The sequence below is a fragment of the Flavobacterium sharifuzzamanii genome, assembly GCF_003254585.1.
GTDB classification, from domain to species: Bacteria; Bacteroidota; Bacteroidia; order Flavobacteriales; family Flavobacteriaceae; genus Flavobacterium; species Flavobacterium sharifuzzamanii.
Genome location: NZ_QJGZ01000040.1, coordinates 187,430 through 210,401, shown reverse-complemented (window position 1 = coordinate 210,401; position 22,972 = coordinate 187,430). Strand labels below are relative to the sequence as shown.

At 32.8% G+C, this 22,972-nt stretch carries 18 protein-coding genes; 3 read left to right on the top strand and 15 right to left on the bottom strand.

Annotated features, from left to right (window positions below; genetic code table 11):
• Positions 1-62: 62 nt before the first annotated feature.
• The 3 genes from DMA14_RS16035 to rhaT all read right to left on the bottom strand — a co-directional run bounded on the left by DMA14_RS16035 (position 63) and on the right by rhaT (position 4,976).
• Positions 63-1,337, bottom strand: coding sequence for a TIM barrel protein (locus DMA14_RS16035; RefSeq protein ID WP_111425600.1), 1,275 nt, complete (start codon positions 1,335-1,337; stop codon positions 63-65).
• Positions 1,338-1,751: 414 nt separating this feature from the next.
• Positions 1,752-3,896, bottom strand: a complete 2,145-nt coding sequence (locus DMA14_RS16030; protein ID WP_111425599.1) for a bifunctional aldolase/short-chain dehydrogenase — start codon at positions 3,894-3,896, stop codon at positions 1,752-1,754.
• 30 nt (positions 3,897-3,926) lie between these two features.
• Complete coding sequence (gene rhaT / locus DMA14_RS16025) at positions 3,927-4,976, bottom strand: L-rhamnose/proton symporter RhaT (protein WP_111425598.1); 1,050 nt, start codon at positions 4,974-4,976, stop codon at positions 3,927-3,929.
• A 389-nt stretch (positions 4,977-5,365) separates the two neighbouring features.
• On the opposite strand from rhaT, the gene DMA14_RS16020 reads away from it, so the two are divergent.
• Positions 5,366-6,406, top strand: coding sequence for a GntR family transcriptional regulator (locus tag DMA14_RS16020; RefSeq protein WP_111425835.1), 1,041 nt, complete (start codon positions 5,366-5,368; stop codon positions 6,404-6,406).
• A gap of 113 nt (positions 6,407-6,519) precedes the next feature.
• Here DMA14_RS16020 and DMA14_RS16015 read toward each other — a convergent pair whose 3' ends face one another.
• The 4 genes from DMA14_RS16015 to DMA14_RS16000 form a co-directional block, all read right to left on the bottom strand.
• The gene (locus DMA14_RS16015) at positions 6,520-6,696 is read right to left on the bottom strand and encodes a histone H1 (RefSeq protein WP_008467640.1); all 177 of its coding nucleotides are present in this window, start codon (positions 6,694-6,696) and stop codon (positions 6,520-6,522) included.
• 551 nt (positions 6,697-7,247) lie between these two features.
• Positions 7,248-8,537, bottom strand: coding sequence for a DUF4861 family protein (locus DMA14_RS16010; RefSeq protein ID WP_111425597.1), 1,290 nt, complete (start codon positions 8,535-8,537; stop codon positions 7,248-7,250).
• 193 nt (positions 8,538-8,730) lie between these two features.
• The gene (locus DMA14_RS16005) at positions 8,731-9,168 is read right to left on the bottom strand and encodes a hypothetical protein (protein WP_111425596.1); all 438 of its coding nucleotides are present in this window, start codon (positions 9,166-9,168) and stop codon (positions 8,731-8,733) included.
• A gap of 91 nt (positions 9,169-9,259) precedes the next feature.
• Complete coding sequence (locus tag DMA14_RS16000; protein ID WP_111425595.1) at positions 9,260-9,802, bottom strand: hypothetical protein; 543 nt, start codon at positions 9,800-9,802, stop codon at positions 9,260-9,262.
• Between the two features lie 326 nt (positions 9,803-10,128).
• Between DMA14_RS16000 and DMA14_RS15995 the strand changes: the two genes are divergently transcribed.
• The gene (locus tag DMA14_RS15995) at positions 10,129-11,220 is read left to right on the top strand and encodes a sensor histidine kinase (RefSeq protein WP_111425594.1); all 1,092 of its coding nucleotides are present in this window, start codon (positions 10,129-10,131) and stop codon (positions 11,218-11,220) included.
• Between the two features lie 6 nt (positions 11,221-11,226).
• Entirely contained in the window at positions 11,227-12,165 is a 939-nt protein-coding gene (locus tag DMA14_RS15990; RefSeq protein ID WP_111425593.1) for a sigma-54-dependent transcriptional regulator, read from the top strand.
• Here the strand turns inward: DMA14_RS15990 and DMA14_RS22755 are convergent.
• The 8 genes from DMA14_RS22755 to DMA14_RS15955 form a co-directional block, all read right to left on the bottom strand.
• Positions 12,152-12,301, bottom strand: coding sequence for a hypothetical protein (locus DMA14_RS22755; protein WP_157957720.1), 150 nt, complete (start codon positions 12,299-12,301; stop codon positions 12,152-12,154). The two genes, DMA14_RS15990 and DMA14_RS22755, sit on opposite strands and share 14 nt — an antisense overlap.
• A gap of 618 nt (positions 12,302-12,919) precedes the next feature.
• Positions 12,920-13,663, bottom strand: coding sequence for a rhamnogalacturonan acetylesterase (locus DMA14_RS15985; RefSeq protein WP_111425592.1), 744 nt, complete (start codon positions 13,661-13,663; stop codon positions 12,920-12,922).
• A 146-nt stretch (positions 13,664-13,809) separates the two neighbouring features.
• The gene (locus tag DMA14_RS15980) at positions 13,810-15,165 is read right to left on the bottom strand and encodes a glycoside hydrolase family 28 protein (RefSeq protein WP_111425591.1); all 1,356 of its coding nucleotides are present in this window, start codon (positions 15,163-15,165) and stop codon (positions 13,810-13,812) included.
• Between the two features lie 260 nt (positions 15,166-15,425).
• Positions 15,426-17,399, bottom strand: coding sequence for a pectate lyase (gene pelA / locus DMA14_RS15975; RefSeq protein ID WP_238989985.1), 1,974 nt, complete (start codon positions 17,397-17,399; stop codon positions 15,426-15,428).
• A 31-nt stretch (positions 17,400-17,430) separates the two neighbouring features.
• Positions 17,431-19,020 carry a glycoside hydrolase family 43 protein gene (locus DMA14_RS15970; protein WP_111425589.1) on the bottom strand — a complete coding sequence of 530 codons (1,590 nt, stop codon included), beginning with the start codon at positions 19,018-19,020 and terminating at the stop codon, positions 17,431-17,433.
• 162 nt (positions 19,021-19,182) lie between these two features.
• Positions 19,183-20,406 (bottom strand): glycoside hydrolase family 88/105 protein, encoded by a 1,224-nt coding sequence (locus DMA14_RS15965; RefSeq protein WP_111425588.1) that lies wholly within the window; start codon positions 20,404-20,406, stop codon positions 19,183-19,185.
• A 22-nt stretch (positions 20,407-20,428) separates the two neighbouring features.
• Positions 20,429-21,634, bottom strand: a complete 1,206-nt coding sequence (locus DMA14_RS15960; RefSeq protein ID WP_111425587.1) for a glycoside hydrolase family 88/105 protein — start codon at positions 21,632-21,634, stop codon at positions 20,429-20,431.
• A 10-nt stretch (positions 21,635-21,644) separates the two neighbouring features.
• Positions 21,645-22,835, bottom strand: a complete 1,191-nt coding sequence (locus tag DMA14_RS15955) for a glycoside hydrolase family 88/105 protein (protein WP_111425586.1) — start codon at positions 22,833-22,835, stop codon at positions 21,645-21,647.
• Between the last annotated feature and the right edge of the window lie 137 nt (positions 22,836-22,972).

The window sequence follows — 22,972 nt, the reverse complement described above, 5'->3', positions numbered from 1 at the left end:
TTTATGTTTTTAGCAAAAAACACAAAAAGCTTAACTTATGACTCATAATTCATAACTTATAACTACAACCCAGTGGCCATTGTTTTTAAACCTCTTTCTTCAATCAGATTCTGTCTTACTTGAATCGAACGATATAATGCTACAGGGTTTAACGCAGCTCCAGAACGAAGACGAGCTTCGGCAACTAATGCGCGAACATCTGTACGGAATGCATTTTGAAGAATTTCCTGTGCTTTTACCACGTCATTTTCTTCTTGTGCTTGTTCTAATGCTTTTCTATCAACAGAAAGTGCTTGTGCGTAAGCAATCATAATCGCTTCAACAGATTGTAATAAATCTTCTAACGGATCTTTGATGTTATGAGAAGCATCGATCATCCAGCCTAAATCTTTGGCGTGATTCATTCCTCTTGCATCCATTCCTTCAACCAATTCATTAAAAATCAAGAATAATTGATATGGTTTTAATGCTCCAGCCGTTAAATCGTCATCGCCATATTTTGAATCGTTAAAGTGGAAACCTCCTAGTTTGTTTTCCATCAATAGTAAAGAAACAATCTGCTCAATATTAGCGTTTGGAAGATGATGTCCTAAATCGACTAAAGTCTGCGCTTTGTCACCTAACTTTTTAACATACGAATAAGACTGCCCCCAATCTGCTACAGTCGTAGAATAAAAGTTAGGCTCAGCACATTTGTATTCTAAAAATAATTTCCAATTTGAAGGCAAAGCATCGTAGATTTCCTCTAAACTTTCTAATGTATTTTGATACGCTTTTCTAAAGTTTAATTGCCCAGGGAAATTAGATCCGTCTGCCAACCAAACTGTTAAAGACTCAGATCCTAATTCGATTCCGTGTTTAATAACTTCTATATTGTGCGCAATTGCCTGTTTACGAACTGCTTTGTTTACGTTTTGTAAAGAACCGTATTTGTAAGTATGCTCAGAGCTTGCTTGATCTTGAAATGTATTTGAGTTCATCGCGTCAAACTTCAATCCGTGCTGATTGGCAAGTGTTTTGATCGCTTTGTAATCAGTTGGGATATCCCACGGAATATGAAGTGAAATAGCTCCTGAAGCATTGTTTAATTTATGAAGCAATCCAACGTCTTCGATTTTTTCTTCTAATGAACGAGGTTCTCCTCCACCAGCGAAACGTCCAAATCTAGTTCCTCCTGTTCCTAAAGCCCAAGACGGAATGGCAATTTGAAAGTCGATTAATTTTTGAATAATCGCTTCTGTATCATTTATTTCTGATGCTGTAAAAACAAGTTTATTTTGGTGTTTTTTTAATAAATCTTCGTTATGAGATTCGATGTGGTTTGATCCGATTAACATAGTTATTGATATTTTAATAGAGTTTACAAGGTATAACTTTTATACGTTTAGTATATTTTTTTAACAACATAATACCGAAATTCGTGACACTGATTCTACGGATTCGCTATCGCGAAGACGCGGAAAAAAACGGATTTTTAAAAAAGGTAATTAAAAAAAATCTGTCTCAATCGGCGTTTTCGCGATAGCGAATCTGTGTCATCCGCGTACTATGCTTTTCATGTGTTTACTATTTTTCAACTTAAAAATTTTATAGCGACTAAACTCTGGTTGTACTTCACTTTTTTGTTAAGTTTTCTTTGTTAAAGCGAATTGTTATATGCTAAAAAAATCTAACGTTCGAAAGAATCGAACGCTAGACCACAAAAAACCACTTTTGCTTAAACAAACTTATATAAAAAACCTAAACAATCTTTATCTATAAAAGCCCATTGCAACGCCGCCGTCTACGTTTAAGGCGTTTCCTGTCGATTTATTCAAGAAACCACCAACAAACGCAAAACAAGCATTTGCGATATCATCAGGCAATATGATTTCATTTAATAACGTACGTTTTGCATAATAAGCCGGAAGTTCTTCAACCGTGATTCCGTATGCTTTTGCACGACCTTCTGCCCATCCTCCAGACCAAATGTTTGAATCTGAAATTACGGCATCAGGATTTACTGTGTTTACACGAATTTTGTCAGCTCCAAGTTCTGCAGCCATTAAACGTGTTAAGTGCGCTTGAGCAGCTTTTGCCGAACCATAACCTGGATTATTCGGACCAGCAACAACTGCATTTTTAGAAACGATATTTACTATATCACCTCCAAAACCTTGCTTGCGCATTACTTCGATTCCTGCTTTAGAAACAATAAATTGTCCTTTTACCAAGATATCGTACAATCTATCCCACTCTTCTAAAGTGTGTTCAGCAATAGATTTTGAAATACTGATTCCAGCATTATTTACAATAATATCTACACCTCCAAAAGCTAAAGAAGCTTCATCTAATGCTTTTTCTGTGCTTACTTCGTCAGTAACATTTAATAAAGTGCTTGAAACGGCATCTTTACCAAATGCTTTTACAAACTCAGCAGATGCACCTTGCAAACGCTCTTCGTTGATATCGTTGATTACCACACAAGCACCTTCTTGAGCGAATTTTTTAGCGATAGCTTTACCAATTCCGCCCGCAGAACCTGTAATCAAAGCTACTCTTCCAGATAATGCTTTTGGTTTTGGCATACGCTGTAATTTTGCTTCTTCTAGTAACCAATATTCAATATCAAAAGCTTCTTGGTGCGGCAAAGAAGTATATTCTGAAACTGCTTCTGCACCTTTCATTACGTTTACTGCATTGATGTAATATTCAGATGCTAAACGTGCCATTGTTTTATCTTTAGCAAATGTAAACATACCAACGCCAGGATATAAAATCACAACTGGGTTCGGGTCACGCATTGCTGGTGAATTTGATTTTTTACATGCATTGTAATAATCTTTGTACATTGCACGGTAAGCCTCAAATGCAGGAGTTAATTTTGCTTTAATTGCATCAACATCAGATAAATCTTCGTTTGGATCCAATTCTAAAACCAAAGGACTGATTTTAGTTCTCAAGAAGTGATCTGGACAAGATGTTCCTAATGGAGCTAATTTCGCTAAATCATTAGAATTTATAAATTCCAAAACTCTTGCATCGTCTGTATAATGACCAATCATTTGACGTTCTGATGAACAGAAACCTCTTAAGATTGGAGCTACTTTTGCTGCTTTCAATTTACGATCTGCTTCTGGAAGGCTGTCGATTTTTTTTCCTCCAAAAACTGGACGTGTTTTTCCGTAATTATCTTCCAAGTAAGAAGCGCATTTCTCGATTACTTCCAGCGTATTGATATAACTATCAAACGCAGTATCTCCCCAAGTAAATAAACCATGAGAACCTAACATGATTCCGCGTAGTTTTTTACCGTTTTTTTCTGCCTCTTCTAAACAAGCTCTCAACTGAAGACCAAGATCAAATCCTGGACGCTGCCAGCCTACCCAGCCAATTTCTCCGTTAAATAATTCTTCTGTAATTTTCTTTCCATCTTTCGCTGCAGCGATCGCAATTGCCGCATCTGGATGCAAGTGATCGATATGTTTAAATGGAAGAAAACCATGCAAAGGTGTATCGATTGAAGGTGCTTTTGAAGCTAAATCGAAAATACAGTGGTTGAATAATTCTACCATTTCGTCTTCAAACTCAATACCTCTGTAAACATTTTCAAGATTACGAAGTCTGTCCAAATACAAAGCTGCACAACCTGATTTTGTCAACGTTCCAATGTCACCGCCAGAACCTTTAATCCACATTACTTCAGAAGATTCTCCAGTAAGAGGATCCTTGTCTGTAATTTTCACAGAAGTGTTTCCACCGCCGTAGTTGGTCAATCTTAAATCAGCCCCTAGCAAGTTAGAACGATAAATAAAAAGCGCTACTTCATCACCTGCTAATGCTGCTGCCTTAGCTTCATCCCAAAGGTAGCTTACATGCTTAAAATTCATATTATTAATTGTGTTTGTATTCGACATATACTATTTTAAATTATTTCTTGTATTTATTTATAATGAGTTCCCAATTCCTACCAAAACGATTGCCAGCATAATAAGCCCAATTCCCCAGAAAAAAGTTCTCATTGTTTTTTTAGAAACTCCTTTCCATTCTTTCAAATAAAATCCCCAAAAGTTAGCTGTTAGAATAATGGTTGCCATATGCAAAATCCATGAACTTGCACCATTTCCTAATTTGCTTTCTCCCATTCCGTAAAAGAAAAACTGTAAAAACCACATGGTTCCAGCAAGAGCAGAAAACAAAACGTTTTTAGTTATTGGAGTAGATTTGTCCGTGTAATTTTTAATGGTTTTATTTTTAAAATTTAAATAAAGGCACCAGATAAAATTGGTTGTAAGTCCACCCCAAAGAAGAACTACATAAGTCACATTATTCTGGAATAATGGATTTGCTCCATTTACAACTGCTTGCTCTGCCATAGATTTTCCAGCTTCAATTCCGTAATTAAAAAATGAACTTAAAATTCCTGAAATCACGGCTACAATCAAACCTTTTACCAGATTGAAGTCTTTGTCTTTATCTTCGTGACCTGTTGCAAAATCTTTCTCTTTTAGCATTCCTGCTTTTCCCGAAATGGCAATTCCGATTAAATATACAACCACACCCAATAAAACGATCTGACCACCAGTATTAGTAAGCATGTGAGAAAATGAAATCTTACCTTCAGTTGGAACAATATCATAATAAATGGAAGGAACCAAAGCTCCAAATGCAGAGCAGAATCCTAACGTAATTGAATTTCCTAAAGACATTCCTAAATAACGAACACCTAAACCATAAGTTAAGCCGCCAATTCCCCAAATTAAACCCATCGTAAAAGTGAAGGTTTTTATTGATGGAGAAGCCGCTGCTATAATTTCAGTAAAATTTGGAATCGTTAAGTAGGCTGCAATTGGCGGAACAATCAGCCAAGAGAAAAAACCTCCAACAAGCCAATAGCTTTCCCAAGCCCAGTCTTTTACTTTTTTAAAAGGCATATAAAAACTACCTGAAGAAAATCCTCCGATAGAATGAAAAATGATTCCTAATAATGATTCCATTTAATAAATTTTAGTTTTTGGTTTGTTAGATAGTGATTTGGTTTTGTAAAATAAGAGAATGTCAAAAAGAAAACTGTCCTGTACTATCCTTTACGGATTTTATATTTTTTGTTAAAACTAAAGATTATTAGAAATAACGACTTGTAATTATTGGGTAAATAGATTTAAAATAGCTATTTTAGCAATTGATTTCGTAATTATTGATTCCTCATTGGGGTTAAAATTTAGAAATCATAAAAAAAAGATTACAAGCCTTGTCAATTTCTCTTTTTCATTAGTAAAATGATACTGCTTAACAGCTTCCCTTTTTAAAGAAGAGATTTTTTTAAATTATTTAGAATTAAAAAAGTGTCCTGCAGAAATACAAGACAAATTTCCTCAAAATGAACATGATTAAACTTATTAAAATAGATGAAGATTCTCGAGTTCCTAAATACAAGCAGATTGTTGACTCTATTCTTCAGAACATCGCTAACGGAAATTTAAAAATCAATCAAAAAATTCCTTCTATAAATAGTTTCAGCGAAGAATTTTATATGTCTCGTGATACTGTTGAGAAAGCTTATAATATTTTAAAAGAGAGAAAAATCATTTCTTCCATTAGAGGAAAAGGTTATTATATTACCCGAACAAAATTGGAATCTAAAGTCAATATTTTATTTCTGACCAATAAATTGAGTTCATATAAAATGAAGACGTACAGTTCTTTTATTGATACTTTGGGCGCAAATGCACATGTTGATCTTCAAATTTACCACTGCGATGAAACTTTATTTTTGAACATCTTAGATAAGTTTGAGGGAGCTTATGATTATTATGTTATTACAACGCACTTTAAAACAGACGAATTAAAACATTTAAGTTTTACTGATGATGTTGTAAATGCTATTAAAAAAATTCCACAAGAAAAACTGGTTGTTTTAGATAATATCAAACTGGGTACAGGAGATGATGTAATTAAGATTTATCAGGATTTTGAAAATGATATTTATAATGCCCTAAAAGAAGGTCTTTCTAAAATCACAAAATATAAACGTTTAATTTTGGTATATCCAGACAAAGCGGTTTATCCGTATCCAAGAAGAATTCTACACGGATTTAGAAAATTCTGCGTTGAGCATGAAATTAACTTTGAAATTCTGAGTGAAGTTTATGACGACATGATTCTTAAAAAAGGAGATTTATTTATTACAATTGAAGAATCTGATTTGGTCAATTTAGTGAAACAGATTCGCGATGAAGAATTTGTTTTAGGAAAAGATATTGGCGTTATATCTTATAATGACACTCCTTTAAAAGACTTACTAGGCATTACTGTAATGTCAACAGATTTTAATGTAATGGGAGAAACTGCCGCGAGAATGATTTTGAATAAAGAAAGAGGTCAAGTAAAAGTTCCTTTTAATTTTATTGATAGAAATTCGATCTAAGGCTCTGAGGTTCTGAGAAGCTAAGATTCTAAGCTTTCTTCATTTTGACTAAAACTTATTGATGAAATTTATTTCATAAAAAAACCTCGTCTGTTGACGAGGTTTTAGTTGTATTATTTTTTTGATTCTTCGATAGAAACTTTTCTGAACTCTTTTAAAAGTTTTTCAATTTCTAAAGTTGATTTACGTGCTCTTGGTCCAGCAGCTTTAATTCCTTTTTCAGTCAAAGATTCAGCTTCAGCTTTGAATGTTTCAATTTCGGCGTTGATTTTTACTAATAAATCTTTCATGCTTATATATTGTTAAATTAAGCCACAAAAATAAAAGTTTGTGTGATAGTTACAACAATTTTGCTGTTAAATTTAATGCAGTTTTTCATTCAATTTCTTTACAATAAATTGACTTCTTATTTTTCAAAAAAACCAACAAACACAATACATTAACAATCAATAACTTATTAGTGAAAATAATTTCAAAACTATTTTTAAGAGCTTTCAATAGAGTGTTGTAAAAAATAACATTTTTTCTTGAAACACCTCTAGAAATGCTTTTAATGAAGAACTCTTTAGCGGAAAAATTACCCAAAAAAGGAAAATTTTACTCAAATGGAATCTTATTTATATGCGTACTTTTTTAACAAACATCCATCAAATCGCCGATATAAGCCAAATCCTATCCTTCAATCTTTGAGACTATAATTGAATAATCAAGATTGTGGTCTTCCCTATTAAGGCTTCTTTTAATGTAAAGCTATTTTTCATTTTTAATGGTTAGCGAATGGTTTATAGAACAAAAACAATACAAGCTTTTTATATTTATAAAATATTAAAAAGAGACAAAGTTATTTTACTTTGACTTTTACTTTTGCAGAAAGTTGTTTAGCCAAATTTGTGACATAATTGGTAAAAAAAGCAGAATCATTAAATCCTTTATCTGCACTCAGTTCCCAAGCGGCAATAGCATAATAGCTGATTTCTTTATTGTTTTCAATTTTTAGTTTTGCCAAATACGAATCTGTCAGCTGTCCTGTTTTTGGAGCTTCAATGTAGCCTTGATAAATATTTGCGGGAACTAAAATGGCTGTTCCCAGAATCCATTGGCGCTCGTAAGTTAGATAATCATGTTGAATTAAACATACCCAATCTCCAGCTTCTATAACCTGAAGCGGTTTTTTATTGTTCAAATTAGAGATTGCAGCCAGAAACGTTTCGTTTCCTTTAATTCCATTTATAGAAACAGTGTTTTTATAACCATACATGCCTGGCCAGATAGAAGTAGTTTCCTCTACTTGATAAAGATTCCCAGAAGCATTCCAATTTTGATAGTGGTAACTTAAAACGGAATTTACAGGCCCTTCAGTTACAATTTTAAAGGTTGTCTTTTCAACATTATTAATAGTGTCATTTCCTAAAATTCCTAGTCTATTTATTCTGTTATCGATAAGCAATGCATATCCTCCTAAACCAACAGAATTTCCAACAGGAAAAATGTCTCTTCCCCAATCGTACATTACATGATAATTATCTTCAACCGCACCTTTACTGTTTATACCTACATTTTCTGGAGTAATTCCTGGAAGTTTTTTCCCGAAAACATCTTTAGAGTTTCTTCCATCCAAATAATGTCTAAAACCAACCTTGTCATTTTCCCAAGTTGGGCCGTCGGTCTGGTATTTTTGATAGCCCAATTTTTTATGAACTTGATCTGCCATTAATATTTCCTGCGTGTCAGGATGAACTGGAAGATTCTTCCCTTCTCTTTTTCCAAAACGAACACTTGTTTTTATGATAAACTTTGGATCTGTTTGAGACCATTTTAACTGTATATTTTTTTCTTCATTGGGCAAAAAATCAGCAGTAAAGAAAATTTCATCCCATTTTCCATCACCATTCAGATCGTTTGTCTGCGCTGCAATGGTATCGTTTTTATATATTAAGATTGGAAAAGTCCCTTTTATAGCACTTTCTCCGATATGCTCTCTTTTTATAGAAATTGATTTTTGATTGAGTGCCAAAGAAGTCTCATTTTTTAAAACAATAGTTTTTTCTGTTATATTTTTAGAAACTTTACAACTTGATAATAAAGCAGTTAATAGAGCCGCAGGAAGATATAATAACACTCTTTTTTTCATTCTTTTTAATTCTTTATTTTTCCGAACAATTTAAGGGATTTAATTGTTATAAAAACACTTAATACAGAAAAGTTTGTCAGAAAGAAATAGTAGCAACATAAAAAAAGCAGGATAAACAACATCTATCCTGCTTCTAAAAGCAACATTTTATACAAATGTTTGCGCGAAAAAAATTATAAAAAAATAAAATAAATTACATTAAAAAATACATGGCTTTATAGTATTCCTGCATTTTTCTCTGAGAGATTTTTGGGGGCAAAAAAGGTTTTTCGATTGATTTAGAATCCAATGTATTATCAAAAAATACTTTTAACTCTTTTAAGATTTCAGGTTTGGTTTTAGACTCGTTAAATAGAATAAAATTATTTGTACTTTCTAAAAAAGATAAGCTCCTGTAATGCTGAACATTAAACAAACAAACTAAAATATTAGCTCCTCTTTTCTCTTGTCCTAAAAAATTAAGCAATTCGTTGTGATTGTGTATTACAAAAACGATACGATCAAATTCTTTAGCTGTTGTTTCGTCAAAAAAAGAATCTTCTATAAAATCAAGCTCTTCCTTAAATCTTCTTTTAAACATTTTTAGAAAAACGCCTTTACTATCAAATACTAAAACTTTTTCCTTCTTCATTTTCCTCTATTTTAAATAAACATCAAAATTAAATCAGTAAATAATCAATAAGTACCCTGACAGGTCAAAAATTAGACATTATAGGGTATTTTTAAATCTTTATAATCTGAGTAACATTGTTTTCAACAAAGACCAATAACTCTTCCATTTTCCTACAATCATAATCTTTCCTAGAAATAGTAATAATGTAATTATTGTGTCCTTTTATATATAGAAACAAAAAATTCTTGGTCAGAATTACCTTTTCAATTGTTGTCCATTTATGAGTTAAATTACCTAATGGAAATTGAATACAAACCTTTGAACTAGTAAATTTGAATTTATACCTGCTATTTAATTTTTTAAATTTTAGTAATCTCTTTGTCAACTTAAAAACTATTTCTGAAATAGCATCAGCAAATGAATTTTCAATTACTACAAAAAAAACTATTACTACCAAGCTTCTTATTAGCCAAAACAAAAAATCAGTTTCAAAATCAATATTTGATAAATCAAGAAAAATCAGAAGTAACAAAATCAATATTGAAACAAAAACAACACGTTCTCTAAATAGATGCTCAAAATACATTTTATTAAGCTTTCTTATCTCAGAAAGACGCAATGGAAACTCTAATGAAAAATTTGTGGTATTCATGACTTTTGCTTCAGATTTTAACTTAACAACAAAAGTATCTTAAGATTTTTCTTCAGCACAGACCAAAAAGCTTTTAAACTATCATAATAGGACTTTTTAAATTTCGAATTCAAAAAATATTTGCTCATAAAGTAAGATTTTTTCTATATAAAATTTTACGTCAAATAAGCTCCCAAAAAGACAAAAAAATAATAAAATAAGACATAAAATAAAATCTTATTTAGTTTACATTCAAATACTTACAACAAAACAAAGTTTTATTTTGAGGTTTAAATTATTTAGCTACTTTTGAAATTAATTTAATTTTTTGAGAATAATTTCCTACAATGCAACCACACTCAACAGAAGAGGCTTTAAGAGAAAAAATAAAAGAACTTAGCTGTCTTTATACTATCTCAAAAATCATCGCCAAATCGAATTCGATAAACATCCAGACTCTTTACGATATCATTATTAGCGTAAAAAGTGCGTGGCGCTACTGTACAGACAATGTCGTAGAGCTCCACATAAAAGATTATCATTTATCTACATCTGAACAAATGGAACCCACTATATTTCAGTCTAGTACAATACTAGTAAACAAAATATATTATGGACACATTAAGGTGCACTATCCTTCAAAAAAATACAATTTGAGCGATTTTAGTGAAGATGAACAACTGCTTTTGGATACTATTGCAATAGAAATTGGAAATTATGTTGACAAATATCAAACCTTAGAAAGAAAAGCAGCATTGAGACGAACTGTTGAACGTATGGAGCGACTTTCTTTACTAGGAGAAATGACTGCGGGGATTGCTCATGAGCTAAATACTCCTTTAGGCAATATTTTAGGTTTTGCCGAACTGATCAAAGATCAAAATTCTGATTCTGAAATTAATGCTGACATTTCTATTATTATCAATTCTGTTATTTATTCACGTGAAATTGTCAAAAAACTGATGTACTTTTCTTGCGAAATGCCTCAAAAATTAGAGTTGCAAGAATTAAAACCTATTATAGTTTTTGCTCTTTCTTTTCTAAAATCCAATTTTCAAAAAAAAGCAATAAGACATGAATTGATTTTCAAGAATGACGCTATAATGGCTACGATAGATTCTGTTCAAATCACTCAAGTACTATTTAATCTTCTTATAAATGCAATCTATGCTTCGCCAGAAAAGAGTACTATTAAGATAATAATAGATGATGATGAAACTTATCTGTATTTAAAAATTGAAGATAATGGCATTGGAGTTCCAGATTCTATAAAAGAAAAAATATTTGAACCTTTTTTTTCAACCAAACCTGTCAATTATGGATGTGGTCTCGGTTTAAGTGTTGTTCATGGCATAATAAAAAATCATAATGGAGAAATCACTCTTCAAGACAATTCCCCTATTGGATCAATTTTTACAATTCGAATCCCATTATCTTAAAATAACATGACTTTCAAAAAAGAAAATATATTGATTGTTGACGATAATAATGATATGCTGGATTTAATTCAAAGACAATTAAAATCTTTCAATTATCGCCCATACAAGGCTTCTTCTGTAAGTGAAGCTATAGATGTACTCAAAAATTCAGATATAGATTTATTGATAAGTGACTTAAATATGCCAAACATCAATGGCATTGAACTACTAAAATTTGCAGAAGAACATTATCCAGCAATCCCAAAACTTGTCATATCAGGTATTCCATCTGTTTACAATATAGTTAGTGCAATGAAATCTGGAGCTTTAGATTATTTAACGAAACCTTTTACAAGCGAAGAGCTTCATAAAACTATTCTAGATTCACTGAAGAAACGAAATTTTATTTCTAAGACTTCAATTAATTTTCAAGATATAAACAACGAAAGATCATATGGAGGTCTTACAGGAAATTCAGTGCCTTTCAAAGAATTAATAGAAACAATCAAGCGAGTTAAAGACACTAAAGCAACTTTACTCATAGAAGGAGAAAGTGGCACTGGAAAGGAACTGATTGCAAGAGCCATTCATTTTACCAGCAAACTTGCAAACAAACCGTTTATTGTTGTAAACTGCGGAGGAATACCCGAAAATTTAATAGAATCTGAATTATTCGGCCACATTAAAGGCTCATTTACTGGAGCGACAGAAAATAGGATCGGTTTGTTTCAATCAGCTTATGGAGGAACCATTTTTTTGGATGAAATTGGAGACGCCCCAATGTCTGTACAAGTTAAGCTCTTACGCGTTATTCAAGAAAAAGAAATCTTAAGAGTGGGCGCCACAAAACCAGAAAAAATTGATGTCAGGATTTTATCTGCAACAAACAGCAATCTTGAAGAATTAGTTCTAAAAGGTTTATTTAGAGAAGACCTATATTATAGGATCAATGTTATGTACTGCTAGCTGTTACAATTCCGCTATTAAAACATCCTGTATTACTTGCTATTCCAGAAACAGTTTGTGCAAAAACTCCGTTTCTCATAAAACTCATTACAGGCAGAATAATCAGCAGTACTACTAAAGTAATTTTTGATTTCATAATTGTTCATTAATAATTAAACTTTCTTAACTTAAACACAATATTTACCTCAAAAAAATATGACCTTCAGAATACAAATCCTGTAAAACTCTTACAAATAGACTGATTTTCAGTATTTTAGAAAAGCGGATACAAAAGTCTTTCTCCTAGAAGTGGCTTATTACCTCTAAAAGTTAAAAAAATAGCACAATAAAACATTAATCAATTGATAATCAAATAAAAGGAAAATTGTTTTTACTTATGTAAACTATAAGTAAAGTATTGTAAAAGCAAGTAATACGTTAAAATTTGAAAAAAGAAACAGCTTCAAAAGTATATATAAAACCAGGCGTATAGCAAATAGAGCAAGATAGATTGTACAATTCTAGTATTAATCTAGAATTTAATTATTAAAGTTGTCACTTAAAAATCACTCATTTACACAATAAATATCAAATATACTGATTTTCAATAAATTAACAAGATATTTTGTTTTTAATAAAAAAGAAAAAAAAGTAAAAAAGAACGAATCTTATCACTTTCTAAAAAATACTATTACATAATAAATGTCTTCCAAATAAAAAACATTTGCATAACATCTAAAATTTGTATGTCTTAATTTGATATGTGCAAATGGTTTTATTTAATTTCTCTCTTAAGCAGCTTTAAGGATATATCGTTAGAAACTTTAATTTGATCAATTACAATCTTAGCAATACTTTTTGCCCCTAATAACGAAAGATGTGTGTCATCTGCCTTGTCTTTATCATAATAGGCGTTCTCACCAGCTTTAAAATGTAAGTGCAATTGCTTAGATTTTTCTGGTCCATATGATTGTTCTAATATTTCTGTGTAATATTCTAAATCAATAAATGGCACATTGTATTCTTGTGCTACCAATCTTGTTTCCAATGGATAATCTCCATGAGTTGGCACTAAAGCTCCTTTTTCATTGAAGTTGCGTCTCGCTATTGAAGTCAATAAAATAGGTATAGCTCCTTTTTCTCTACTTTCTAGAACAAAACGAATCAAATTATAACGATAAGCAGTATGTGGATTGGTATATCGTGTTGAATCTTCTATTTTTTCATCATTATGTCCGAATTCGATAAACACATAGTCTCCTTTTTTCAGTTTTTGATATATTGAATCCCAACGTTTTTCTGCGATGAAGCTTTTGGTGCTTCTTCCATTTACGGCTTTGTTTACAACGACAATATCATCTTTAAAAAATGGCTGCAATACCTGCGCCCAACCATGCTCAGGATTTTTGTCAGGATCTTTTTTATTGGCCATTGTAGAGTCGCCAATGCAGTATAAAGTTGTTTTTTGTGCGAAACTTACTGTGGTGATTAGGAATACTAGGATGATATATTTTTTCATTTTCTTTATTTTTTTCTACTGAGTGTTTTTTCTGCCAAGTGTTTTTTTTTTTACCGCAAAGTGCGCTAAAAAAACTTTGCGATACAAAATTAACCGCAAAGAAAACCTTTGTCTCTTTGTTCCTTTGCCACTTTAAACCTAAAAAACTAATGCTTCGAAACTGCTGTCGGCACTGTTGCTCGTTGTCCTATAAACACATCTGTCATTAAGACATTTTCTGCATTTTCATTTGACAACGCATTTTTGGCTTCTTTGATTTCTATATTTTTTAATGATATATTCTTGATTTTTTTGTCTGCAAATCCCTGAATTACGATTCCAGATTCTGATGCTTTATTACAGGTAATATTAGAGAAATATACATTTGATATATCCGATTGATAGCCTTTTCCTTCTCCGTGATAATTTGCTGTAATGTATAAACAGTCTTCTACTTGATCTAATTGAATGTTTCTAACAAATATATTTTTGATATATCCACCACGATCGGCATTGGTTTTTAAATAAATGCCTCTTTTTAAATATCCTGCAGTTTTGCAATTTTCTACAAAAATATTCTGAACTCCAGCCGACATTTCGCTGCCGATTACTACTCCGTGAAGTCCTTTAAAATTGCAATTTCTAATAATAATATTTTGGCTTGGTATTGCTTTATTGGCTCTTCCTTCATTGTCCCGTCCTGCTTTTATCGCGACATTATCGTCTCCGTTATCAAAAGTGACATTTTCAATTAAAACATCTTTTGCATATTCTGGATCAATTCCATCGTTATTATGATTTAAAGACTTGTAGCTTATCCCGCGAATGGTAATGCTTTCTGATTTTAAGAGATGCAGACACCAGAATGGCGAATTTTCGATTCGGACATTCTCTACTAATATGTTCTTACAGTCTAAAAACTGGATCATTTGCGGTCTTAAGAAATAACCTTCTCCAAATTTTCTTTCGCTTAATGGCGTATTGTTGTGATTCATGTCACGGCTTCGGTTTTTACCTTCATTCTCTTTTGCTTTAAAAGTTTTCCATGTCTTACCTCCTTCTCCGTCAATAATACCTTCGCCAGAAATGGCAATATTGGTACAATTGTTAGCATAAATAAGCGGACTGTAATTATAAAGCATTGTTCCTTCCCAGCTCGTTAAAACCATTGGCAAGTAATCTTTCGGATTATCACTGAATTTGATTCTTGCTCCTTTTTCTATCTTCAAATTAACATTGCTCACAAAATGAATTGGTCCATTAACTTTGTAAATCCCTTTTGGAACAATAATAGTTCCGCCGTTGTTCTTCTTGCACAATGCCATTGCTTTATCAAAAGCTTTTTTGTTATCTGTGATCGAATCTCCTTTTGCTCCTAATTTTAAGATATTGATCTGATATGAAGGTATAATAGGCAATTGAATTCGTTTTACAATAGAATCGACTTTGGCTGATGGAAAGTCGCCATTCTGTGCAAAACAAACACTGGAGAGGAGAATTAAAAGAAGGTATTTTAGATTCATTTTTTTAATATTATTATTTTGTTTCACGCAGATTTCGCTGATTTTAGCAGATATACGCAGATTTAATTCTAGAAAATCTGTTTGATCTGCTTTGATCTTTTTATCCCGATGGCCATCGGGAACGTAAAAATTTTACTCTCGCTGATTTAGCAGATTTCGGAGATTTATTTTTTGTTTGTTTTTGTTTGTCGTCTTACTTTTGTTTTCGATCTCACTTTTCAGTGCAAACTGTGACCGAATACTGAGACTGCAAACTGTTACTAAAAATACCAATTAGACACTTTATCACTAAGAATGTTCTCTATCGAATACTGCCCTGCTTCTTTCTTGGAAAGCTGATGCGACCACTTTACCCTTTTTGTTAGCTGAAATCCTTCACCAGTGCAATTGTATTCAGCATAAAAAGCGTTTTTTTCTGCTTCGGGTTTTGACCAGTTTTCCCAACCTTCGGGTTTAATTTGTGAACCCATTTCGCAGTTTATAAAAACCGTTTTGGCATAAATACGCCATGGCCTTCCTAAATAAACATCTTTTGCTTCTGGATTTGCTGTAAGCTTACAGTTTTTAAAAACAAATCCGAAAGCTGTTCCTTCTGGAGTTGAAGCTGCTGTGATATAAGAACTTTTAATGCTGTGAATAGTACAGTTTTCGAATAAAGCAGTTGCTCCTCCAAAGATAAAATCGGTTGTTCCTTCTATGTAACAATCTTTAAAATATTGTTTAGCCTCTTTTCCAGATAGATATAATGTATCCTGATTACCTAAAAGATTGCAGTTTACTATTTTGGCACGATTTGCTGTAACTGACAATGCAATAGCCTGTCCGTGTTCTCCTGAAGTGTTTTTAATGGTTAAGTTTGATGCCGAAAAATCATCTCCTTCAACCAAAAGCGTATAAGTGTAAAAGGTGCTGTTTCTTCCAAGAGCAATTTTCGAGAAATTATCGTCAAAAGTAATAATGGTGTTTTCTTTGCTTTCACCTTGTAAAATAACATTTGTATTCCATTCTGGAATTCGGACTTTTTCATTATACGTTCCGTTTTTTACAAAGATGGTCACTTTCTCATAAGGAAAAGCTGGAGTTGCATAAACTGCATCTTGTATTTTGGTATAATCTCCAGAACCGTCTTGTGCAACTGTAATATAGTTTACATTTTTCTTTTCTGAAGCACCTACTTTAGTTCCATTTTTGACTGCCCAATCGGGAAATTTTTTCAAAACTTCTTGCGGTGCATCTGAATACCACGAATAGCCATTTCTTCTTTCTGATCCAATCTGATCTAATGATTTTTTCTTGATTCCGTCGCGATCGCAAAAGAAAGACTCATTAGTTTCCAAATCCATAAATCTCGCCCAAATTGGTTTAGCATTTGCTGTTGGAATCATTTTTTTATCTACAATTTTTCCAGCGTCATTTAAAACTCTTTTTTCTTCCAAATTGGTGATTTTTGTTTTTTCGAACCACGCTACAGCACTTTTTACTGCCGTTACAATTTCTCTTGAAGGCTTATCAATTGACATTAAAAGCAATACAATTTTTGCCGATTCATAACCGCTTAGCGAAGCCAATTCAAAAGCTCTTGCATTTGCAGGAGCCAACGTAACTTCATCATGCTGCGCGCACCAAGCAGTCAAAACTCCATTTTGTTTATATTGCGTTTTTAAAATGCAGTCAATCCCTTTATCAAATGACTTTTTGCATTTTTCAACCATTTCTTTTGATGGTTTAATGCTAGAATAATCCGATTCGTCTGCTATTGCTTTTATTACATTCATAATATTAACCATTGAATCGTCATTGTAGGTAATATGCGTATAATATCCTTTTTTTAACGGATAAAACTGTGGCCAACCGCCATTTGCATATTGTGCTTCAAGCAGATAATTTAAACCTTTTAAGAAAGATTCTCGGTAACGCTCGTCTTTAACCTGTGCATATATTCTAGACATAAAAAGCATTTCCTGACAAGTTGCACCATTGTCTGTTGTAGTTTCTACAGCCGTTTTTTTGAGTGCAATTAAATCTTTTTTCTGTTTTTCGGTCAGCTCATCCTGCATCTGAATATTCTTTGGCCAGCCTCCAATATCTCTTTGATAAAGCAATACATTTTCGGCTATTCTTTTTGCTTCTTCTGTTGCAAACCAAGCAGCATCATTCTTACGAATAATATCTGGCCATCTTTTATAAGTATTCTGAGCATTTACAGCAAAACTGCAAAGGCATAAAAAAAACATTATTTGTCTTTTAAGCTGCATCATTTCTTTCTTATTTCGTTACTCTAAACCAATCTACCTCCACATTACCTGAATCATTTTTTATTTCTTCGCCTAAAGCAAAAAGTCCGACTTTGGCACCAATCCATTTTCCTTCTCTTGATTTGAAATCATTTCCGATAGATTGATAATTTTTATCATCTAAGCTGTAAAAGAAACTGCACATTCCATCTTTCTTAATTTGTACTCTTAAATAAATGGTATTGTTTTCTATTAAAATTGGTTTTGTTCCTGTTTCTGAAACCGTTTTGTCAAAAGTTCCCGTTTTCTGGTTCAAGTATAACTTTCCATCGATATTTTTAAAACACAGAAAACTATAATCTAATCCCATTACAATCAAACCTGTTGATTCACCTTTTAGCCTCGAATTAAAAGTCAGTTTTACTGTAGCTGTAAATTCTTCTGCTGGGAATTTTTGCAATAGTAAATTTGGCGCATTAAAAATGTTTGGTGTTGTGGTATTACAAAACAGATTCAGATATCCTAGACTTGTCGGAAATCCAAAATTGATTTGTTTGTTAGCCTGCCATTGCCATTGCAATCCAAGTTTAGGTTCGTTAAATTCATCTGAAGTTGCAGGAACTTCTATCGGATATTTTTTGCCGACATTTGGTTTTCTATAAGTTGTTACAGGCTCTCCAATTCCGTTTTTATCAAAATCTTCTCCCATAACCGGCCAGTCGTTTACCCATTTCATTGGCTGAAGATGTACAATGCGTCCGTAAGCACCCTTATCTTGAAAATGAAAAAACCAATCTTCACCCGTCTGAGTCGTAACCCAAGCGCCTTGATGCGGACCATTTATTGTGGTCGAACCTTGTTCCAGAACCTTTTTCTTTTCGTAAGGTCCGAAAACATTTTTCGATCTTAAAACAGTCTGCCAACCTGTTGGAACTCCTCCTGCTGGAGCAAAAATGTAGTAATATCCATTTCGCTTGTAAAATTTAGGCCCTTCAATAGTTTCTTCGCCTTTATGCCCATCAATAACCATTACTTCGTCATTGTTCACGACAGTTCCTTCTGGATTCATTGTGCAAACTACCAACAAACTTTTAATCTGCGCGCGACTTCCTGCAAAGGCATGTGTTAGATAAGCTTTGCCATCTGTATCCCAAAGCGGACTAGGATCGATCAATCCTTTTCCTGCTTTAACTAAAAGTGGTTCAGACCAAGGCCCTTCTGCTTTTTTTGCTTTAATCATATAGATTCCGAAATCGGGATCTGGGTAATAAATATAAAATTCGTTTTTATGGAATGTAATGCTTGGTGCCCAAACTCCGTTTCCGTGTTGTACACTATCGTAAGTTTCAAATGGCGGCTGCTTTACCAAAGCATGTCCAATAATTTTCCAATTTACTAAGTCTTTTGAATGTAAAATGGGCAAACCAGGAATACAGTTAAAAGATGAAGCCGTCATATAATAATCATCGCCTACACGAACAACATCTGGATCTGAATAATCGGCATGAATAATCGGGTTCGTGTATGTTCCGTCACCGTTATCTGGCGTCCAAACTTGTGCGGTATTTTTCTGGAAAGAAATAATGCAGAAGAGGAATAGGATGATTTTTATGTTTTTCATTTTTAACTGTTCTTTTATTTAAACCCGACAAGTTTTAAAAACCTGTCGGGTTTGTAACTTGCTTATTCTGTGAGGAGTTATTTTGAGATGCTTCGACTTCGCTCAGCAAAACAAACCTGAACATTCATCACTCATAACTCAAAACTCATAACTTCTAAAAAATTATCTATTCAATTCAATAGCTGCCAAAATAAAAGGCCCTGTTGCTTTAGGATCGTTGTCTTTTTTTCTTTCGTTTACATAATATTCGTAAGAACCATCACGATATGGATTTCCACCTAAACCTGCCACTTGACAGCAGTTTGTTAAAGTGATTCCGCCATCTTCGTCTACTTTTTTGATTAAAACTGTAGTTAATCCGTCAAAAGCTTTGTTGGCTGCTTTTTTAAACTTAGCAGGAAGATATCCTTTGTTTGCTCCTTTTGCATAAGCGTAAGCAAACATAGCTGAACCAGAAGCTTCTAAATAGTTTCCTTTTTCACCGCCTTTGTCAGTAACTTGATACCATAAACCTGATTTACTATCCTGAAATTTAAGTATCGCTTCAGAAGCGTTATTTAAATATTTAATTAACTCTTTTCTCTTTGGATGATCTTTTGGCATATAATCTAAAACATCAACTAAAGCCATTACATACCAACCCAAAGATCTAGACCAGAAGTTTGGAGAGTTTCCCGTTTCTTTATTTGCCCAAGGCATTTGTTTGCTTTCGTCCCATCCGTGGTACAATAATCCTGTTTTTGGATCTGTAGCTTTAAGCTGAATCACTTCAAATTGTTTTGCGATATCATCAAAGCTTTTTCCGTTCTCAAATTTTGCTGTATATTCTGCATAGAATGGCTCACCCATGTATAAACCATCTAACCACATTTGGTTTGGATAAATTTGTTTGTGCCAAAATCCGCCGCTTTGTGTTCTTGGCTGTTCTGCTAGCTGTTTGCGAATTAATTGTAATGCTTTTAAATATTTTTCATCTTTTGAAGTTTCATAAACATCAAAAAGAAGACGTCCTGGCAAAACTAAATCAATATTGTATTTATCAAACTCGTACGTAGTAATGCTTCCGTCTGTTTGCACAAACTGATCTACATAACTTCTTACGTATTTTTTGTATCTAGCATCAGGATTTTTTTTGTACAATTCTTCTATTGAATGCAGTACTAAAGCATGAACGTAATCCCACTTTGGTTTTTTAGCATCGTCAATCATATACGATTCTGGATGGCGTTTCATCAAGGTCAAGGCCATTTTATCAGACCATTTCGCATTCTTTCCAATCACAATCTCTTTTGCTGGTTCCTGCGATGTTACTTTACAACTTGTAATGGTCATAAAACAAGCCATCAAAATCGACATAAAATAACTTTGCTTTCTACTATTTTTCATTTCAAAATATATTTAAATTCTACTATTTTTCTAATTCAACTGCAGCTAAAATAAAAGGACCTAATCCATGCGAATTATCCACTTTTATTTTTTCGCTTATATAATATTCATAAGAACCATCACGATAAGGATTTCCTCCTAACCCTGCACTAGCGCAAACTTGAGTAATATGTATTTCTCCGTCTGGATCTACTGTAACAAGTTTTTCTGTAATTCCGTCGAATCCTTTTTCTGCTAACTTTTTATAGGTTTTTGGCAAATACCCTTTTCTTGCTCCTTTTGCAAATGCGTAAACAAACTTTTCAGAACCAGATGCTTCAAAGTAATTTCCTTTTCTATTTCCAGCATCTGTCACTTGATACCATAATCCTGTTTTATCTTGATATTTTGCAACAGCTTTCGAAATCTCATTCAAATACTGGATAAGTTCTTTTCTTTTTGGATGTTCTTTTGGCATAAAGTCTAAAACATCAACCAAAGCCATCATGTACCAGCCTATAGATCGAGACCAAAAATTGGGAGATGTTCCAGTTTCTTTATTCGCCCAATCCATTTTTTTACTTTCATCCCAAGCATGAAAAAGAAGACCCGTTTTTTGGTCTAAAGTATGCTGGTGAATCTGCTCAAACTGTTTTACAATATCATCAAAACTTTTTCCTTGTTCAAACTCGGCTGTATATTGTGCATAAAATGGAGTTCCCATATACAATCCATCCAACCACATTTGATTTGGGTAAATCTTTTTATGCCAAAATCCACCAGAATTTGTTCTCGGATGTTTTTCCAATTGTTTTCTTAAAAGCTGCAACGCTTTAAGATAACGATCATCTTTGGTTTGTTTATAAATTTCAAAAAGTCCTTTGCCTGCATTTATATAATCAATATTGTAATCTTCTAGTTTATAATTTAGAATATCGCCAGAGTTGTTTACAACTGTTTCGTAATACTCTTTAACGTAATTGAAATAAACAGGATTCTGTGTTTTATTATACAGATTCTCAAAAGCAGTCATAATAAGACCTAGCTTATAATCCCATTTTGGTTTTTCGTTATTATCAATTTGCCAAGCTTTTGGGTCACGTTTCATAATAGAAAGAGCCATTCTTTCAGACCACTTCAAGTCTTTAGAAATAACAATTGTCGTTTCTTGAGCTATTGCATTCATAAATGAAAACAGAAGGCCAATAACCATGAGTGGTAATCCAAAATTTTTTCTCTTTTTATCCATTAAAAAACATTTACTTATCTAATTCGATTGCACTTAGTAAAAAAGCGCCCAATCCTATGGCACCGTTTTCTTTTGTTTTGGAAGACAAGTAATAATTGTTTGTTCCGTCACGAAATGGTTTTCCGCCCAAACCTACATTCGATGAAACATTCAAAACATTGACTTCTCCTTTTTTATCCACTTTTACAAATTCTTTGATAAAACTGTCAAATGAATTTTTAGCAGTTGTTTTATAACTTGACGATAAATAACCTTTATTGGCGCCTTTTGCAAAAGCATAAATAATCATTCCAGAAGCCGATGGTTCTACGTAATTTCCGTATAAGTCTGGTTTATCAGCAACTTGATACCATAATCCATTTTCACTTTTGTACTGATTCACATTTTTTGAAATCTGATTCAAATAACCCACCAACATTTTATATTTAGGATGTGATTTTGGAAAATAATCTAATGTTTCAACCAATGCCACCATGTACCAGCCAATTCCTCTTCCCCAGATTGTAGGCGATGTTCCTGTTTGTTTGTCTGCCCAAGCAATCTCTTTACTTTCATCCCATGCTTGGTAAACCAAACCTGATTTTTTGTCTACAATATGATTTTGAACCAATTCAAATTGTTTTGCAATATCATCCAAACTTTTTCCCTTTTCGTACTTAACTGTAAACTGTGCATAAAAAGGTTCTGCCATGTACAAACCATCAATCCACATTTGGTTTGGGTAAATCTGTTTGTGCCAAAATCCTCCACTCGCTGTTCTTGGCTGACTTTCTAACTGATTTCTAAGCTGCCCAATAATCTTCAGATAGCGAGAATCTTTTGTTATATCGTATAAATTAAATAGCAGTTTTCCTGGATTTAAACAATCAATATTATATTCCTTAACATCATATTTTTTGATACTTCCCGTACTGTCAATCATTCCATCAACATATTCTGTGATGTAATTCAAATATTTTTTATTGTTTGTTTTTTGATATAATTTTTCAAATCCCGACAATACAAAACCCATTTTATAATCCCATTTTGGCTTGTCATTTCCATCAAGCTGCCAAGCATTAGGATATTTATTTAAAATAGAAAGCGCTGTTCGTTCTGACCATTTTAAGTCGTACGGAATTACTGTTTCAGCCTGATTTTGCGCAATTGCAAAAACATTGAAAAGCAGAAATAACAATAGGGCTGTTTTTTTATACTTCATATTTATTCTTTTTTAGCCACAGATTAACGGATTATTTGGATTATTCTATGGCTGTTTTTTTAACACATAGATACATAGTTTAGAAAACTTAATAATAGGCGTTTCACTTGCAGTAACAAACATAGTACACTATGTGT

Bases quoted from the DNA above. Each gene is read 5' to 3' on its own strand.
- DMA14_RS16035 (WP_111425600.1), bottom strand. From the start codon at position 1,337: ATGTTAATCGGATCAAACCACATCGAATCTCATAACGAAGATTTATTA.
- DMA14_RS16030 (WP_111425599.1), bottom strand. From the start codon at position 3,896: ATGTCGAATACAAACACAATTAATAATATGAATTTTAAGCATGTAAGC.
- rhaT (WP_111425598.1), bottom strand. From the start codon at position 4,976: ATGGAATCATTATTAGGAATCATTTTTCATTCTATCGGAGGATTTTCT.
- DMA14_RS16020 (WP_111425835.1), top strand. From the start codon at position 5,366: ATGATTAAACTTATTAAAATAGATGAAGATTCTCGAGTTCCTAAATAC.
- DMA14_RS16015 (WP_008467640.1), bottom strand. From the start codon at position 6,696: ATGAAAGATTTATTAGTAAAAATCAACGCCGAAATTGAAACATTCAAA.
- DMA14_RS16010 (WP_111425597.1), bottom strand. From the start codon at position 8,537: ATGAAAAAAAGAGTGTTATTATATCTTCCTGCGGCTCTATTAACTGCT.
- DMA14_RS16005 (WP_111425596.1), bottom strand. From the start codon at position 9,168: ATGAAGAAGGAAAAAGTTTTAGTATTTGATAGTAAAGGCGTTTTTCTA.
- DMA14_RS16000 (WP_111425595.1), bottom strand. From the start codon at position 9,802: ATGAATACCACAAATTTTTCATTAGAGTTTCCATTGCGTCTTTCTGAG.
- DMA14_RS15995 (WP_111425594.1), top strand. From the start codon at position 10,129: ATGCAACCACACTCAACAGAAGAGGCTTTAAGAGAAAAAATAAAAGAA.
- DMA14_RS15990 (WP_111425593.1), top strand. From the start codon at position 11,227: ATGACTTTCAAAAAAGAAAATATATTGATTGTTGACGATAATAATGAT.
- DMA14_RS22755 (WP_157957720.1), bottom strand. From the start codon at position 12,301: ATGAAATCAAAAATTACTTTAGTAGTACTGCTGATTATTCTGCCTGTA.
- DMA14_RS15985 (WP_111425592.1), bottom strand. From the start codon at position 13,663: ATGAAAAAATATATCATCCTAGTATTCCTAATCACCACAGTAAGTTTC.
- DMA14_RS15980 (WP_111425591.1), bottom strand. From the start codon at position 15,165: ATGAATCTAAAATACCTTCTTTTAATTCTCCTCTCCAGTGTTTGTTTT.
- pelA (WP_238989985.1), bottom strand. From the start codon at position 17,399: ATGTTTTTTTTATGCCTTTGCAGTTTTGCTGTAAATGCTCAGAATACT.
- DMA14_RS15970 (WP_111425589.1), bottom strand. From the start codon at position 19,020: ATGAAAAACATAAAAATCATCCTATTCCTCTTCTGCATTATTTCTTTC.
- DMA14_RS15965 (WP_111425588.1), bottom strand. From the start codon at position 20,406: ATGAAAAATAGTAGAAAGCAAAGTTATTTTATGTCGATTTTGATGGCT.
- DMA14_RS15960 (WP_111425587.1), bottom strand. From the start codon at position 21,634: ATGGATAAAAAGAGAAAAAATTTTGGATTACCACTCATGGTTATTGGC.
- DMA14_RS15955 (WP_111425586.1), bottom strand. From the start codon at position 22,835: ATGAAGTATAAAAAAACAGCCCTATTGTTATTTCTGCTTTTCAATGTT.